The following is a 16,417-nucleotide window of genomic DNA, read 5'->3' as shown; positions in this document are numbered from 1 at the left end:
ATCCGGAACCAGCCGCGCGCCTCAGGTCCGGAACAGGGCGCCCAGCCGGCGACCCAGCGCCAGGCCGGCGGCAATCAGCGTGAGGGTCAGGAACAGCATCGACCAGACGCCCAGCGCCGCCGCCTGGGCGGGTCCGTCGCCGAGGGCCGAGGCCAGGGTATAGATGGCCTTGGTGATGGGAAAGGTAACGGTCTGCTGCGCCAGGATCATCGAGTCGCTGACCTCCAGCATGGCGAAGGCGAAGGCCAGCAATCCGCCGGCGAGCAGGTTCGGCGCCACCAGCGGCAGGGTGATGCGCCACAGCGCCCGCAGTGGCGCAGCGCCGAGATTCTGCGCCGCCTCCTCCAGCGCCGGGCTGACCTGTTGCAGCCCCGCCGCGGCGGAGCGCACCACATAGGGCAGCCGCCGCATGGCATAGGCGATCACCAGCAGCAGCACCGGATCCTCGCCCAGCATCAACCCGTGCAGCGGCTGCCCCTCGCGCGACAGGGCCAGGTAGCCGAAGGCCATGACGATGCCCGGCACCGCCAGGGGCAGCATGGCCAGGGTATCCAGCCAGTGCCGCCAGCGGGTGGTGCCGCGGACTACCGCCCAGGCCACGGCAACGCCCAGCACAGCGTCCAGCAGGGTCGCCAGCGAGGCGTACTTGAGGCTGTTGGCGATGGCGGTCAGCGTCAGCTCGTGTCCCAGCGCGCCGCGGTAGTGCGCGAGCGTGAGCGGCTGCGGCAGGACGGTCCGGTACCAGTCGCCGGCCAGCGACATCAGCACCACCCCGGCATGCGGCAGCAGGGCCAGGGCGATGACGCCGAGAAACCCGGCCGCGCACAGCCAGCCCCGGGCGCCCGCCAGCGCCACCGGCGTCCGCGCCGTTGTCGCCCGGCCCCCGCCGCCGGACCAGTCGCCGCGCAGGGCCAGCCGGCCGAGGGCGTAGAAGAGCGTGGTGAAGAACAGCAGCACCACCACCAGCGCGTAGGGAAAGGGGTTATCGTTGAGATCCTTGATGGCGCTGAAGATCTGCACCGAGGTCACGCGAGCGTAATCGAAGATCAACGGCACCCCCAGTTCGGTGAAGGCCCAGATGAAGGCAATGGCGGCGCCCGCGAACAGCCCCGGCAGGGTCAGCGGCAGGGTGATGCGCCAGAACCGCCGCCAGGGCGGGCAGCCGAGGTTGGCCGCGGCCTCCTCCAGGGCCGGATCGAGATTGGCGAGCGAGGCCGCGACATTCAGGTAGACGATGGGATAGAGGTGCAGGACGTTCATCAGCACGACACCGGCCAGGCGCCCCTCGCCCAGCCAGTCGATCGGCCGTTCGGCCGAGATCAGGCCCAGCCCGGCCAGCAGGCTGTTGAGCGCCCCCGCCTGCCCCAGCATCGCCTGCACGCCCAGGGCGCCGACGAAGGGCGGCAGGATCAGGGGCGTCAGCAGGAGGGAGTTGCACAGCGTGCGGCCGGGAAAGGTGTAGCGGACATAGGCCACGGCCAGCGGCAAGGCCAGCATCAGGCAGCCCAGGGTCGAGAGCACGGCGATCAGGAAGGAATTGACCAATCCCTCGCGATACAGCGGATGGCGGAAGACCTCACCGACGAAGGCCAGCGTATGGCCGCCCGCCGGATCGACAAAGGCCGCGCGCAGCGTGCCCCAGATCGGCAGCACGAAGAACAGGCCGAAGAACAGGGCCGCGACCACCGACACCAGCCTTTCCAGCCGCGGACTCACCGGCCCCCCTCCCCGCCCTGGGCCAGCTGCCGGGCGCGCCGGTAGCGCTCGCGGAAGGCCAGTGTCAGCTCGCGCGCCAGGCGCACCTCGGCCACCTTGTCCTTGGCCCGCAGCACCGGGGCGATGCGGTCGCGCACGGCATCGTAGTCGAGCCCATCGAGATCGTGGAAGGCGGCCAGCGCCGGAGCCGGGAGATCGCCCGCGATCAGCGCCCGCCAGGCGCTCCGCTGCTCGTCATGGGTGTCCACGCACATCACCCGGATCAGGAAGCGCAGGGCGCCGAACACCGGTCCGGTCCAGCCGGCGTGATAGACGAAATGCTCGGCCTGCCGATAGGGCTGCTCGTCGGGATCGTTGCGGTAGCGCCGGTTCTCCGCCGTGTAGAAATCCCGCCGTACCGGCAGGCGCCGCAAGGCCGAGGCCACCGGCCCCTCCGGCGTGCCGGGACGGAAGGCCCACAGCTTCTGTCCGCGTGGCGACAGCACGAAGCGCATGAAGGCCGTCGCCAGCCGGGGATCGGGCGCGCCACGCAACAGGGCGATGGGATCGACGCTGACCGAAGTGCCACCCAGCGGGGTGGCGAAACCGACCCGGCTGCTGCCGTCGGGCCGGCGCACGAATTCCTGCGTCGCCCGGCCATAGGCGTCGATGGCCATGCCCGCGGCGGCATCGCCACGGGCGACCTCCAGCGGAATCTTCGCGGCGGAATCGGTGAAGTAGCGGGCATTGGCGCTGATGCGCTGGATCAGCCGCAGCCCCGCCAGCCAGCCCTCGCGGATGCCGTCGGCCTCCGGCCGGCCGCGCGCGGCGGCGGCCGCAACGGCCTGCTGCATCCGCTGCTGGACGATCAGCTCGAACGCCTTGGCCACCGAACCGCTCTTGGTGGGATCGGACAGCGCCACCTGGCCCGACAGCCCGGGCTGGCCGAGGTCGCTCCATTGCCCGGGTTCGCTGGCGATGCCCAGCCGCCGCAGCACGTCGCGGTTGTAGACGATGCCGAAAGTCGCCAGCACCACCCCGCACCAGCGGTCGGCCGGATCGCGGAACGGCTCGCCGCCGGCTGCCGCCGGCAGGGCTTCCGGCCCGAACCAGTCGGGATAGGCGGTGCGGATGGCGGCGAGCCCGGTACCCGCGGCCGCGTCGCCGGCCACCAGGTAGCCCGCCTCGGCCAGCTGGTGGAAGTCGTAGGCGCCGCCACCGAACAGGAGATCGACGCCCACGCCGACCGGCGCGGCGAGGAAGGCCCGTCGCGCCGCCCTGGCCAGATCGTCCGGGCTCCCGGCCGGCTCGGGCGGCGGCGTCCCGGGATCGGCAAAGGCCGAGGCGACCGCCGCCGTCCAGGGCTGGTGCCGGGTGGTCTCCCAGAAATACTGGAAGGCGCCGGCGAATTCGGATTTCAGGAACAGGGCGATCTCGGTCGAGCCGCCCGGGATGCGCCAGTCCAGGTAGACCGTTTCGCCGGTGCGGGCCTTCCAGTCCTCGACAAAGGCTCGGCCGATTTCGCGCCGCACCCGCTCGTTGTGCGGCGACAGGATCACCAGCCGGCGGTCGTAGCGCAGCGCCTCGCCAGCCTCGCGCGGCCGCAACAGGAAAGGACCGCCCAGGATCAGCAGCAGCGCGAGCAGCACCCCGGCCATGGCACGGCCGTGGCTGGCCCGGGTGGCAACAGGTGGCGGCGACGTGGACATGCGGGCGGCGCGGATGAATCGTTCAGTCCGGCAGCAGCACCAGATCGTCCACCGCCGCGCTGACGGCGACGTGCTCGCCGGGTACGCGCGACAGGTCGGTGGGGTTCTGCTCGATCACCGCGAGGCTGCTGTCGTCCGCCAGCCGCAGCCGGTATTGCGCGGTGGCGCCGAGATAGACGGCATCCGCCAGCACCCCTGCCAGCGTCTCGGTGGCCTCCGGCGCCGGCAGCCAGCGCAGGGCCTCGGGCCGCACCGACAGCCAGGCATTGTCGCCGCTGGCGGGCTGCCAGCCGTGCCCGCCGACCGTGGCCCGCAGCCGCCCGGCCGGAGTCTCGGCCATGGCGACGCCCGTCCCCGCATCCCGCGCCAGCACCCGCGCCGGCAGCAGATTGGTCTCGCCGATGAACGCCGCCACCCGCCGGTCCAGCGGTCGCCGGTAGACCTCGCGCGGCGTCCCCACCTGTGCCAGCCGGCCGGCCACCATCACCGCCAGCCGGTCGGCCATCGACAGGGCTTCCGCCTGATCGTGGGTGACATAGACAGCCGTCAGGCCGAATTCCTTGCAGATGCGACGGATTTCGACACGCATCTCCAGCCGCAGCCGGGCATCGAGATTGGACAGGGGCTCGTCCAGCAACAGGCAGCGCGGCCGCACCACCAGTGCCCGCGCCAGCGCCACACGCTGCTGCTGGCCGCCGGACAGCTGCTGGATGCGCCGCTCGCCCAGCCCGCCAAGCTGCACCAGCGCCAGCGCCTCGTCGACGCGGGCAGCAATCTCCGCCCGGGACAGCCGCCGCTCCTCCAGCCCGAAGGCAACGTTCCCGGCGACGCTCAGATGCGGCCACAGCGCATAGCTCTGGAACATCATCGCCGTGCCGCGGCGGTGCGGCGGCAGCTGGGTCACGTCCTGGTCGCCGAACCAGATGGCACCGGCGTCGGGGACCAGGAAACCGGCCAGGTGTCGCAGCAGGGTGGTCTTGCCACAGCCGCTCGGCCCCAGCAGGAAGAACAGCTCGCCCGCCGCGATGCGCAGGTCGATGGCATCGAGCACCGTCTGCTCGCCGAAGCGTTTGCTGAGTTGTCGTATCGAAAGCGCGACCATGCGTGATGTCTGTGGGAAAAACCGGCTGGCGGGCAGACGGGCGCTGGCCCGCAGGCCCACATGAAACCACAAAACCCGCTGCGGTATGATGGCGCCCCCGCAACCCGCCCGCAGCGGACGGATGCGCTGTCGCCCGGCCGGACCGGCGGCGATACCCGAGCTGGCCAGAGGATCCGGCCAGGAGCGTCACCCTCGCGCGGACCCAGACCCCAGCTGACGCAAGATGCGCCATCGAGCCCCCGCCCGGACAGGGCCGAAGACCTGCCCCCATCCCCGTCCCCGGCCGGCCGGCCGGGGAAATGCCGTCATGCGAAACCGCCTGCTGGGCGCCGGACTGGCCCTGCTGTCCGGCTGCACGACCATCGTCGCGCACACACCTTCGGGCGAAACCCTGGAGATGACGCCGGAAGCCTTCACGCGCTATGTGGAGCAGGTCTACCGCCAGCAGAGCCGGGTCACCGGCCAGCTGATCCGGGCGGTCGGCAATTTTTCCGAGGAGGATATCGACGAGGACCAGCCGCTCGCGGTGGCCGCGCGCCGGATGGCCAAGGCCTGCGAACCGTTCAGCGAACTGGTGGCGGAACGGGTCCTGGCCGAGCTGACCGGCGCGCCGATCGACCCGGCGCTGGTGGACGCGGTCCCGGCCTGCGAGGCAGCCGCCGGCCAGCTGGAAGCCGCGCTTCCCTGAGCGACACGGGGAGCGGGAAACCCGCCGGGCCCGCACCCCATCCCGCCGTAGCCAGGCCAGGCCGCCGACCGGCCTGACCCGCCATCAGAACAGATCCTGGACGCTGCCGGGGCTGGTCGTGCGGGGTGCCGGAGCCGGCTTGGGTTTCGGCTTCGGCGCCGCCGCGTCGGTCTTCTTCGGCTCCGTGGTCGACGCCGGGGCACCGCCGGCGCTGGCGGCCGGCTTCTTCGTCTCGGCTGGCCTGGCCTTGCCGTCGGTGCCCTTGCCAGGCGTGCCCGGCGGCGTCGCGCTGCTGCGGGCGGGTCGGGGAGCGGCCGGTCTGGCCCCGGACTCGTCGCCGCTGGCCGGCCTCGCGCCGCGGCCCGAACCGGTGGCGGCGGACTCTCCGCCGGTATCGCGCGGACGCGGCCGGGGTCTGGGCCGGTACTCGGGTGCTGCCTCGGCCGGCGCGGCAGCCGGCCGGCTTTCGCGGACCACCGGCGGGCTGATCGCCTCGGGCAGGGGCTCCAGGCTTTCCAGCGGCTCGAGGACCGGTGCCGGCGGGGGTTCGAGGATGGCCGCCGGATCCGGCAGGCCACAGGCCGACTTGGTCAGGCAGGGTTCCAGCACGGCGAACTCGATCCGGCGGTTGCGGAACTGGCCATAGGGCGTGTCGTTCGCGGCGATCGGCCGCGTGCCGCCATAGCCCCTGGCGCGCACCATGGGCTCCGGCAGACCGGCCTGGATGAAGGCATTCTTCACCGCCACCGCGCGCTCCAGGGAGAGCTTCTGGCTCGCATGGACATTGCCCTGGTTGTCGGTATGGCCACCGATCTCGAACACCACCGGCTGGGCCATGATCCGCATCAGCTCGGCGGCCTTGTAGATCACTTCGCGGCTGCTGTCCGGGAGGGCCGCGCTGTCCTCGGCAAACAGGATCACCCACTGGTTGAGGATGGCGACGATATCCTGGCCCTGGTAAGCGGGCGGCAGCGCGGCCAGCGCCTGGAGCGCACGGCTGCGCGATTCCTGGGCCAGCTCCTGGGTCTCGTCACCCAGGTAGCCGTAGCGGAAGCCGGGCCCCATCGCCGTGCGGATGCTGTTCAGCACGCTTTCCCGATCCGGGTCCGACAGCCAGCCGCCCAGCCGGGCGGTATTGCCCTCCAGGCGCAGAACCGTGCCCGGCACGTTCAGCTGCGGCAGTACCCGGTCCAGCTTGGCAAACCAGGGCGGCACGCCGACCAGGGGATTGATGTCCAGGTTGCCGCTCAGGCGGGCCTGGCCGAAGAAGGTCAGCAACTGGTTGCCGATCGCGGTCTTCATGCCGGCATCGCCGACTTCGCCGGCGTACTCGAAGCGACCGCCATCGTTGCGGATGGTCAGCCTGGCGATCGGCTTGCCGGGCTCGGGTTCGGGCATCGGGGCGGCCGGCGTCTCGATGGCGGCCGCGGGCGGCGGCGGTGGCGGTGCCAGCGGCGGGGTGCCGTCACGGCTCCCGAGGATTTGCAGGCCGCTGTAGCCGGCCGTCAGCAGCAGGGCCAGCGTGCCGACGGTCCACCCCAGCCAGGCGTGCGAGGGCCTGGAGGTGACCGGCGTCCGGGGCTTGCCGGCCGGCGGCCTGGGCCTGGCCGCGTCGCTGCGCAGGAACGCCTGTACCGCCGACGGCATCTCGCGAGGCAGCTTGCCACCCGCCGCGAAGAGCCTTACCAGCCGGGGAATGACGAAGGCCATGGCGGTCCTGACGCGGGCATTGGCCATGCCCAGCGTCTTGCCGGCCTCGGCGATGGCGGCGGCACCGACCACCTTTTCCAGCTGCCCGCCGTCCAGCAGCTTCAGGGCCGCATGGCTGTCGCACCAGTTGTCCGCCAGGTCGCCCAGCCCCGCCTGCCCGCAGCGGTCGAGCAGACCGCGCAGACCGCCGTTGCGCTCGTTGAAGACCAGCCGGAGCGCCTCGGCCACCAGGGCCGGCGCCCTGTCGCCCAGGCCAAAACTGTCAGCGGTCTCTTGCACGATTTCGGTCAACAAGGCCATCGAGGGCTCTCCTGAATCTGGGTTGGGTTGGCGGCGGGGCCAGCCGATCGACGGCCAATGATAGCGGACTGGGCCTCGTTTGGCTTACGCAAGCGCTTGAATGCCATGGTGTCGACGACACGCCACCGGTCCGTCCGGCGAACCGGCGGGCAACGCTAGAAGTGGTCCTTGCGGCGGCGCAGTTCGCTGAAGACCGCCAGATCGCTCGCCCCTTCCAGCCCCAGGCTGGCGCGGATGGCCGGGCTTTCGGGACGCAGGAAGGGATTGGTGTCGCACTCCTCGGCGAGGCGCGAGGGCACCGTCGGACGACCCGCCTCGCGCAGCGCCCGGGTCCGCTGCTGGCGCTCGACCAGCCGCGGATTGCCGGGCTCCACCGTCAGCGCGAAGCGGCCGTTGTTCAGCGTGTACTCGTGGGCGCAGTACACCAGGGTGTCGCCCGGCAATTGCCGCAGGCGTTGCAGCGAGGCCCACAGCTGCCCGGCGCTGCCGCCCAGCAGCCGCCCGCAGCCCATGCCGAACAGGGTGTCGCCACAGAAGAGACGGGATGTCGCTGGCAACCAGTAGGCGACATGCCCGGCCGTGTGCCCGGGTACCGCCAGCACCCGGGCCTCGCTGTCACCCAGCCGCACGCAGTCGCCCTCGTCGACCGGCTGGTCGAGCCCCGGGATCGGCTCGCGCGCCGTGGCGTGGCCGACGATCCGGCAGCCGGTGACCGATTTCAGCGTCAGATTGCCGCCGACATGGTCGCCATGAAAATGCGTGTTGAGGATATGGGTCAGCGCCCAGCCCCGTTCGGCCAGGGCGCGCAGCACGCCTTCGGCCTCCGGCGGGTCGACCGCCGCCGTCGTCCCGCTGGCGGGCTCGTGCAGCAGATAGACATAGTTGTCCGCCAGCGCGGGTATCTGAACGATTTCCATGGTCTTGCTCCCAGGGCTTGGTGAGGATCGGGGGAAAATGGCGCTGGCATGGCCGCGTCAGCGCAGCGGCGCCAGGCGCTCCAGGGCTTGCGCCAGCAGGGCGCGGCGGCAGCCGAAATTCAGCCGCACGAAACCGGGGCAGCCGAAATCCCGGCCATCCGAAAGTCCCACGCCCAGCGCCTCGAAGGCCGGCAGCGGGTCGACGGGGTCAATGGCGCGGGCGTCGATCCAGGCCAGATAGGTCGCCTCCGGGCAGGTCCAGCGCAGGCGCCGGCTGTCGCCGAACCAGTCGCGCAGCAGCGCCCGGTTGCCGCGCAGGTAGGCCAGCAGGTCGGCGCGCCAGCGGCCGTCGTCCCGATAGGCGGCCTCGGCGGCGGTCAGCCCGAGCACGTTGACCGGTGGCACCAGTCCCGCCATCTCCCGCCGGAAACGCCGGCGCAGCGCGGGGTCCGGAATCACCGCGAAGGAGCAGCCCAGTCCCGGCAGGTTCCAGGTCTTGGACGGGGCCATCAGGGTGAGGGTGCGCTCGGCAAAGGCCGGGTCGATCAAGGCCAGCGGCACATGCCGGCGCCCGGGTTCGAGTATCAGGTCGCCGTGGATCTCGTCGGAACAGATCAGGAGATCGTGGCGGCGGGCGATGGCCAGCAGCTGCCGCAGTTCCTCCGGTGTCCAGGCGCGGCCGACCGGATTGTGGGGATGGCAGAGCAGCAGCAGGCGGGTGCGCGGTGTCAGCGCCCGTTCCAGCGCCTCGAAGTCCCAGCGCCAGCCGTCCGCCGCCTGGCGCAGCGGCACGCGGACCAGCGTCCGCTCCGCCAGCCTCGGCGCCGCGAGAAACGGCGGGTAGACAGGCGTGGCGCTGATCACGGCGTCGCCGGGCGCACCCACCGCCCGGCAGGCAAGGTTCAGCCCGACGACCAGTCCCGGCAGCCAGACCAGCGCCTCGGGCGGCGGCGACCAGCCGTAGCTGGCCCTGAGGTAGCCGGTCACCGCGTCGAGCAGCCCGGCCGAGGGCTCGCCATACCCGAGCACGCCATGCGCGATGCGCCGATGCAGCGCCGCCAGCACCGCCGGCGGGCAGCGGAAGTCCATGTCGGCCACCCACAGCGGCAGGATGTCCCGCCCCGCATAGCGGTTCCATTTGACGCTGCCGGTGCTGTGCCGGTCGATGGGAAGGTCGAAATCGGTCATGTCGCCGTCTCCGCTCATGCAGGAAGATCCGCCCCGGCCCAGAAATGGCTGAAATCTTGCACGGGTTTCAGGCCACCCGCGACCGACCCGGCACCGCGTGCCGGGCTCTCGGGAAACCGTGTCAATTCCGTTACACTCCCCGCCGCTCAACCACTCACCCACCGAGGATGAAACCATCATGATCTTCTGGCGCGTTAAACCCGTGGACGCCATCCTGCTGACAGCCGAAAGGAAGAGCCTGCACCGCTCGCTCGGGGCCTGGCAGCTGACCCTGCTCGGCATCGGCGCCATCATCGGTACCGGCATCTTCGTGCTGACGGCGGAAGCCGCGCAGAAGGCCGGGCCCGGCATGATGCTCTCCTTCATCATCGCCGGCTTCGTCTGCGCGGTGGCGGCGCTGTGCTATTCCGAACTGTCATCGATGGTGCCGGTATCGGGCTCCGCCTACACCTATTCCTATGCGGTGCTGGGCGAACTCATCGCCTGGATGGTTGGCTGGGCCCTGGTGCTGGAATACGCCGTCGCCTCCAGTGCGGTGGCGGTCGGCTGGTCCGGCTATTTCGCCGGTCTGCTGCACAATTCCCTCGGCATCGAGATACCCATGGCGCTAGCCAACGGCCCCTATGCCGGCGGCCTCATCAATCTGCCAGCGGTGATCATCAGCCTGTTCGTGACCGGGCTGCTGATCGTCGGCACCCGCGAGAGCGCCACCTTCAACGCCATCCTGGTGGCGGTCAAGATCATCGCCCTGAGCGTGTTCATCCTCATCGCCCTGCCGGCTCTGAAAAGCGAGCATTTCCAGCCCTTCCTGCCGCTGGGAGGTTCCGGCGCCGTGGCGGCGGCGGCCTCGATCTTCTTCGCCTATGTCGGTTTCGACGCCGTTTCGACCGCCGCCGAGGAGACCCGCAACCCGCAGCGCAACGTGCCGATCGGCCTGATCGGCTCGCTGGGCATCTGCACCGTGTTCTACCTGCTGGTGTCGGCCGGCGCCATCGGCGCCATCGGCGCCCAGCCGCTGACGGACGCCAGCGGCGCCGGCCTGCCGCCCGGCTCCCCGGCCCTGGCCGCGGAATGCCAGCAACTCGCGACGGCCGGCCAGCAGCCGCTGGTGTGCTCCCGGGAAGCCCTGGCGCTGGTGCTGCGGCAGATCGGCTGGGACAGGCTGGGCAACCTGCTGGGCCTCGCGGCCTTCCTGGCCCTGCCGTCGGTGATCCTGATGCTGCTGTTCGGCCAGACCCGCATCTTCTTCGTCATGGCCCGCGACGGGCTGCTGCCGGATGTCCTCAGCCGCGTCCATCCCCGCTTCCGGACGCCGCACATCGTGACGATGATCACCGGCGCCGGCGTCACCCTGGCGGCGGCCTTCCTGCCGGTGGGCAAGCTCGCCGACATCTCCAACTCCGGCACCCTGTTCGCCTTCTTCGTGGTCTCGATCGCCGTGATGATCCTGCGGGTCAAGGAAAAGGACCGCCACCGGCCATTCCGCACGCCGGGCATCTGGATCGTCGGCCCCATGGCCATGCTGGGCTGCGCGATCCTGTTCATCTTCCTGCCGACCGAGGCCCAGCTGGTCTTCCCGGTCTGGGGCCTGATCGGCCTGACCTTCTATTTCCTGTACGGCTACCGCAGGAGCCATCTGGCGCTGGGCATTCCGACACCGGCGGGCGGCGAGGAACTGCTGGCGGAAATACGGCCGCTGGCGGATCTGGGCGAGGAAGGGGCGAACCCGGACGAGGCCGGGGAACGGGCAGCCCCCTGAGGCCGCCGGACAGGCCGGCCGGTCGCTCGCTCAGGCGTTGCGGCCGGCGGCGTGGATGGCCGGGCTGAACTCGTGCACCGCCTCGATCATGGCGCCGACATGCTCGGGGTCGGCGTCCGGCCAGACACCATGGCCAAGATTGAACACATGGCCGCTGCCCGGCCCGAAGCCGGCCAGGATGGCCCGGACCTCCTCCCGTAGCCGCGGTATCGGCGCGTAGAGGGCCTGCGGGTCCAGATTGCCCTGCAAGGCGACCCGGTCGCCGACCCGCGCGCGCGCCTCGCCGATATCGGTGGTCCAGTCCAGGCCCAGCGCGTCGTAACCGGCCGCCGCCATGCCCTCCAGCCACTGGCCGCCACCCTTGGTGAACAGGATCGCGGGTATCCGCCGCCCGGCACGCTCGCGCGGCAGGCCGTCCAGCGACTGCGCGGCGTAATCCAGCGAGAAGGCCCGGTACTGCGCCGGCGACAGGACGCCGCCCCAGGTATCGAAGACCATGACGGCATCGACGCCCGCGGCGATCTGCGCGGCGAGGTAGCGTCCGACCGCCTGGGCCAGCCGGTCCAGCAGCTGATGCAGCAGCTCGGGCTGCTCGTACATCAGCCCCTTGATCCGGCGGAATTCCCGGCTGCTGCGGCCCTCCACCATGTAGGTGGCCAGGGTCCAGGGACTGCCCGAGAAACCGATCAGCGGCACGCGGCCGCCCAGTTCCCGGCGGATCAGCCGCACGGCGTCCGTCACGTAGCCGAGGCTTTGCTCGGGATCGGGGATCGGCAGCTGGCGGATGGCGTCCGCCGTCCGCAGCGGGTGACGGAACTGCGGGCCCTCGCCCTCGACGAATTCCAGCCCCAGCCCCATGGCATCCGGGATGGTGAGAATGTCGGAAAACAGGATCGCGGCGTCGAGCCGGTAGCGCGCCAGGGGTTGCAGGGTGACCTCGCAGGCCAGCTCCGGCGTCGTGCAGAGACTCATGAAGCTGCCCGCCCGTTCACGCACGCGGCGATACTCGGGCAGGTAGCGTCCGGCCTGCCGCATCATCCAGACCGGGGTCCGGTCCACCGGCTGGCGCAGCAGCGCGCGCAGGAAACAGTCATTGAGGAGAACAGTCATCGGAGCATCCTGGAAGGGTCAGCAAGAGGGGTCAGGGTCGGGACAGCCGGCCGGTCCCGGCGTCATGCGGGGGCTGCCGGGCACTCAGCCGCGGGCATAGCCTGTCAGCGTCTGGCGCAGGGTGGCGGTATCGACCGCCATCGGCAGCGTGGCACGGCCGATGCGCTCCAGCAGGACGAGCCGCAGCTGGCCCTCGACATTCTTCTTGTCCACCGCCATGTATTCGAGGAAAGCGTCGGCATCCAGCCCGGCCGGCGGCCGGACCGGCAGCCGGGCGCGTTCCAGCAGGCCGACGATGCGCCGTACCGTGGCCTCGTCCAGCCAGCCCAGCCGCCGCGAGAGGTCGGCCGCCTGGCACATGCCGATGGCCACGGCCTCGCCGTGCAGCACCGCACCATAGCCCATCCCGGTTTCCACGGCATGCCCGAAGGTATGGCCGAGATTGAGGGTGGCGCGCTCGCCGGATTCGCGTTCGTCGGCGGCCACGACCTCGGCCTTGTTGCGGCAGGAGCGCTCCACCGCCAGCGCCAGCGCCTCCGGGTCGCGGGCCAGGAGACGCTCGATGTTAGCTTCCAGCCAGTCGAAGAAACCGGGATCGCGGATGAGACCGTACTTGATGACCTCGGCCAAGCCCGCGCTCAGCTCGCGGTCGGCCAGGGTATCCAGGGTGCCCATGTCGGCGATCACGCATTTCGGCTGGTAGAAGGCGCCGATCATGTTCTTGCCGCGCGGATGATTGACGGCCGTCTTGCCGCCGACCGAGGAATCCACCTGGGCCAGCAGGGTGGTCGGCACCTGGATGAACGGCACGCCACGCTGGTAGCAGGCGGCGGCAAAACCGGTCAGGTCGCCGATCACGCCGCCGCCCAGGGCGATCAGGTGCGCGCTGCGGCTGAAGCGAAGCCGCAGCAGCTCGTCGAAGACGGCCATGGCCGAGTCCATGCTCTTGTAGGCCTCGCCATCGGGCAGCACGACCCTGGCCAGCTGCCGGCCGGACAGGGCCGCCTCGACCGGTGCCAGGTAGAGCGGCGCCACCGTCGCGTTGGTAACGATCATCACCTGCCCGGCGTCGACATGGCGCGCGATCAGCGCGGGCTGGTCCAGCAGGCGCTGGCCGATGTAGATGGGATAGGCGCGATCGCCGAGGTCAACGTTCAGGGTTCTCATGGGCAGAAACGTGCGATTGGGCCCGCTCATGGGCACGAAGGATTTGCCGGACGACGCTGCGGCTGGAGTTCTGGCCGGTGTCGACGATGCAGTCGGCCAGCTCCCGGTAGATCGGCTCGCGCATCTCGAACAGCTCGGTGAGCCGCTGGCGCGGGTTGCCGGTGTTCAGCATGGGCCGGTTGGAATCCTTGTGGGTCCGCTCCAGCTGCTTGTCCACCGGGCAATGCAGATAGACCACGAAGCCCCGCTCGCGCAGCCGGGCGCGATTCTCCGGCAGCAGCACCGAGCCGCCGCCGGTCGCCAGGACGATATCGCTGCGCTCGGTCAGCTCGCGGATCACCTCGGCCTCCCGCCGCCGGAAGCCCGCCTCGCCCTCGTACTCGAAGATCATCGGGATGCTGACGCCCGTGCGCCGCTCGATTTCCTTGTCGCTGTCGACGAATTCCGCGTCCAGCGCCTTGGCCAGCAGACGGCCGATGGTGCTTTTGCCCGCACCCATGGGACCGATCAGGAAAAGAGCGGAGGCGTGTCGCATGCCGGGGCAGCCGGAAAATGGCGGATAATATCACGGTCCAGCCGCCTTCCCGGCGGCTGCCGCGCCCTCGCCCCTGCGCCGCCCCGCCATGACCGCCGACACCCCGAGCGACCCGCCCGCGCCTGGCCGACCACCATCGCCAAAGGGCCGCGGCGCCCTCGGCAACCCCCCTTGCCGCTTCGCCGCAACCCACCGCGAAGCCCTCGACGACGGCTGGCGGCCCGAGGAGCGCGCGCCCCTGCGCACAACGGTCAGTCTGGAAACGACCCGCAGCATCATCAGCCGCAACACCTCCCCCGACCTGCCCTTCGAGCAGTCGGTGAATCCCTATCGCGGCTGCGAACATGGCTGCATCTATTGCTACGCACGCCCCACCCATGCCTGGCTGGGACTGTCGCCGGGCCTGGATTTCGAGAGCCGGCTCCACGCCAAACCGGACGCGGCCGCAAGGCTGCGCGAGACGCTCGGCCGGCCCGGCTATCGCGTGGCGCCGATCGCGCTGGGCGCCAATACCGACCCCTATCAGCCGATCGAGCGGACCATGCGGCTGACGCGCGCGATCCTCGAGGTGCTACGGGATTTCCGCCATCCGGTCGGCCTGACAACCAAGGGCAGCCTGATCGAGCGCGACCTCGACATCCTGGCCGGCATGGCGCGGGAGCGGCTGCTTCAGGTGCAGATCTCCATCACCACCCTGGATCGCGAGCTGGCACGGCATCTGGAGCCCCGTGCCGCCACCCCGGCGCGGCGGCTGGAAACGGTGCGCCGCCTGAGCGCGGCCGGCATCCCGTTGACGGTGCTGGTGGCGCCGGTGATCCCGGCCCTGACCGACGCCGAGCTCGAACGCGTGCTGGCCGCCGGCGCGGAGGCCGGCGCCAGCGCTGCCGGCTACAGCCTGCTGCGCCTGCCGCTGGAACTGCACGCCCTGTTCGACGAGTGGCTGGTCGCCCATGCTCCGCAGCGCCGGACACAGGTGCTGAACCTGATCCGGGCCAGCCACGGAGGGCGCATCTACCGGGCCGAGTTCGGCAGCCGGCAGCGGGGCTCCGGGGCCTATGCCGACATGATCGGCCAGCGCTTCCGCCTGGCCATGCGCCGACTGGGCCTGCAGCCCGCTACCCCCGATCTCGACAGCTCGCGTTTTCGGGTGCCAGCCTCGGGGCCGGTACAGCTGAGCCTGTTCTGAGAATGCCCGGGTCCCACACATGAAAAAGCCGGGACGTGCCCGGCTTTTTCGCGGTCTGGTCCGTGCGGCTCAGTGCGCGGACGTGGCCGGCTGAGCCGGAGCCGCCGGCTTGGCGGCCGGGGCAGCGGGCTTCTCCGCCGGCGTCGCAGGCTTGGCAACCGGAGCCGGAGCGGCAGGCTGGGCCGGGGCAGCAGGCTTGGCGGCCGGAGCCGGAGCGGCAGGCTGGGCCGGGGCAGCAGGCTTGGCGGCCGGAGCCGGAGCGGCAGGCTGGGCCGGGGCAGCAGGCTTGGCGGCCGGAGCCGGAGCGGCAGGCTGGGCCGGGGCAGCAGGCTTGGCGGCCGGAGCCGGAGCGGCAGGCTGGGCCGGGGCAGCAGGCTTGGCGGCCGGAGCCGGAGCGGCAGGCTTGGCGGCCGGAGCCGGAGCGGCAGGCTGGGCCGACAGCTTGTTCTCCACCTTGGCCTTGGTCTGCAGGTCAGCGATGTGCTGCTGTAGCTTCTGGGTCTGGATCATGCTCTTGAGCTGATCCTTGACGGCGTCGAAGGGCGGCGGCGCCTGCTCGCGCGATTCCTCGCGCTGAATGACGTGCCAGCCGAACTGGCTCTGTACCGGGGTCTGGGTGGTTTCGCCGTTCTTGAGCGCCATCACCGCCTCGGAGAACGGCTGCACCATCTGCTGCGGGCTGAACCAGCCGAGATCACCGCCACGGTCCTTGGAGCCGGGATCCTTGGAGAGTTTCTTGGCCAGCACATCGAACTTCTCGCCTTTCTGGAGCTTGGCGATGATGTCCTTGGCTTCCTGCTCGGTCTCGACCAGGATGTGCTTGGCCTTGTACTCGGTATTCTTCATCGGGCCGACACGCTGGTCGTACTCCTTCTTCAGATCCTCGTCCGATACCTCCACCTTGCCGATGAACTCCTCGGCAGCCGCCTGGGAGAGCAGCATGCGCTGGGCGTTCTCGATCTTGGCGGCGAACTTGGGATCCCTGAGCAGGCCCGACGCGGCGATCTCCTGGCTCAGCAGTTCGCGCTTGATCAGCTCCTCGACGATCTTGTCGTCGGGAACCTTGTTGTCGCCGCGGCGCTCGTTGACTTCCTCGGCGAGTATCTCGAAGGCGGCCTTGCTGATCGGCTTGCCGTTGACGATGGCCACCGATTCACCGACAGCGACGACCTCGGGTGCGGCAGGCGCCTTCTGGGCCTGATCGGCAGCGGTTGCTGCTGGTGCCTTCTGGGCCTGGTTAGGGGCGGGCGGGGCCTTCTGGGCCGGATCGCCGGTCTGGTCACAGCCAGTCACCAGCAAGGCCAGCGCGATGGCGGAAGCGAGGGAGTATCTGTTCATGCAGTTTCCTTGG

The 16,417-nt window shown here is 70.6% G+C and carries 13 protein-coding genes; 3 read left to right on the top strand and 10 right to left on the bottom strand.

The features are described 5' to 3' along the window. Positions 1-21: 21 nt before the first annotated feature. Genes ACH5N8_RS05215 through ACH5N8_RS05205 form a run of 3 tightly spaced genes read right to left on the bottom strand, consistent with a single transcriptional unit; the run spans position 22 to position 4,506 of the window. Positions 22-1,716 (bottom strand): ABC transporter permease, encoded by a 1,695-nt coding sequence (locus tag ACH5N8_RS05215; protein ID WP_483282778.1) that lies wholly within the window; start codon positions 1,714-1,716, stop codon positions 22-24. After that, positions 1,713-3,404 carry an ABC transporter substrate-binding protein gene (locus ACH5N8_RS05210; RefSeq protein ID WP_483282777.1) on the bottom strand — a complete coding sequence of 564 codons (1,692 nt, stop codon included), beginning with the start codon at positions 3,402-3,404 and terminating at the stop codon, positions 1,713-1,715. The genes ACH5N8_RS05215 and ACH5N8_RS05210 overlap by 4 nt, the downstream gene beginning before the upstream one ends. Positions 3,405-3,426: 22 nt before the next feature. After that, complete coding sequence (locus ACH5N8_RS05205; protein ID WP_483282776.1) at positions 3,427-4,506, bottom strand: ABC transporter ATP-binding protein; 1,080 nt, start codon at positions 4,504-4,506, stop codon at positions 3,427-3,429. Between the two features lie 307 nt (positions 4,507-4,813). Between ACH5N8_RS05205 and ACH5N8_RS05200 the strand changes: the two genes are divergently transcribed. Next, entirely contained in the window at positions 4,814-5,194 is a 381-nt protein-coding gene (locus tag ACH5N8_RS05200; protein ID WP_483282775.1) for a hypothetical protein, read from the top strand. Positions 5,195-5,278: 84 nt separating this feature from the next. Here ACH5N8_RS05200 and ACH5N8_RS05195 read toward each other — a convergent pair whose 3' ends face one another. From ACH5N8_RS05195 to ACH5N8_RS05185, 3 genes are all read right to left on the bottom strand, one after another. Continuing rightward, a complete protein-coding gene (locus tag ACH5N8_RS05195) occupies positions 5,279-7,204 on the bottom strand; it encodes an OmpA family protein (protein WP_483282774.1) in 1,926 nt (641 codons plus the stop codon). Positions 7,205-7,359: 155 nt separating this feature from the next. After that, positions 7,360-8,121, bottom strand: coding sequence for a hydroxyacylglutathione hydrolase (gene gloB / locus ACH5N8_RS05190; protein WP_483282773.1), 762 nt, complete (start codon positions 8,119-8,121; stop codon positions 7,360-7,362). A gap of 57 nt (positions 8,122-8,178) precedes the next feature. Then, entirely contained in the window at positions 8,179-9,309 is a 1,131-nt protein-coding gene (locus tag ACH5N8_RS05185; RefSeq protein ID WP_483282772.1) for a MalY/PatB family protein, read from the bottom strand. A 178-nt stretch (positions 9,310-9,487) separates the two neighbouring features. Between ACH5N8_RS05185 and ACH5N8_RS05180 the strand changes: the two genes are divergently transcribed. Beyond that, entirely contained in the window at positions 9,488-11,068 is a 1,581-nt protein-coding gene (locus tag ACH5N8_RS05180) for an amino acid permease (RefSeq protein ID WP_460028299.1), read from the top strand. A 30-nt stretch (positions 11,069-11,098) separates the two neighbouring features. Here ACH5N8_RS05180 and hemE read toward each other — a convergent pair whose 3' ends face one another. From hemE to aroK, 3 genes are all read right to left on the bottom strand, one after another. Next, positions 11,099-12,178, bottom strand: coding sequence for a uroporphyrinogen decarboxylase (hemE, locus tag ACH5N8_RS05175; RefSeq protein ID WP_483282771.1), 1,080 nt, complete (start codon positions 12,176-12,178; stop codon positions 11,099-11,101). 84 nt (positions 12,179-12,262) lie between these two features. Then, entirely contained in the window at positions 12,263-13,345 is a 1,083-nt protein-coding gene (aroB, locus tag ACH5N8_RS05170; RefSeq protein WP_483282770.1) for a 3-dehydroquinate synthase, read from the bottom strand. Continuing rightward, positions 13,326-13,880: a shikimate kinase AroK gene (gene aroK / locus ACH5N8_RS05165; RefSeq protein ID WP_483282769.1), complete on the bottom strand. Its 555-nt coding sequence runs from the start codon at positions 13,878-13,880 to the stop codon at positions 13,326-13,328. Before aroK ends, aroB begins: the two co-directional genes overlap by 20 nt. Before the next feature lie 88 nt (positions 13,881-13,968). On the opposite strand from aroK, the gene ACH5N8_RS05160 reads away from it, so the two are divergent. Then, complete coding sequence (locus ACH5N8_RS05160; protein ID WP_483282768.1) at positions 13,969-15,066, top strand: PA0069 family radical SAM protein; 1,098 nt, start codon at positions 13,969-13,971, stop codon at positions 15,064-15,066. 69 nt (positions 15,067-15,135) lie between these two features. Here ACH5N8_RS05160 and ACH5N8_RS05155 read toward each other — a convergent pair whose 3' ends face one another. After that, positions 15,136-16,404 (bottom strand): peptidylprolyl isomerase, encoded by a 1,269-nt coding sequence (locus tag ACH5N8_RS05155; RefSeq protein ID WP_483282767.1) that lies wholly within the window; start codon positions 16,402-16,404, stop codon positions 15,136-15,138. Between the last annotated feature and the right edge of the window lie 13 nt (positions 16,405-16,417).

Source organism: Methyloparacoccus sp. NF-16, assembly GCF_056880625.1.
This window is presented reverse-complemented; position numbering and strand designations above follow the sequence as displayed.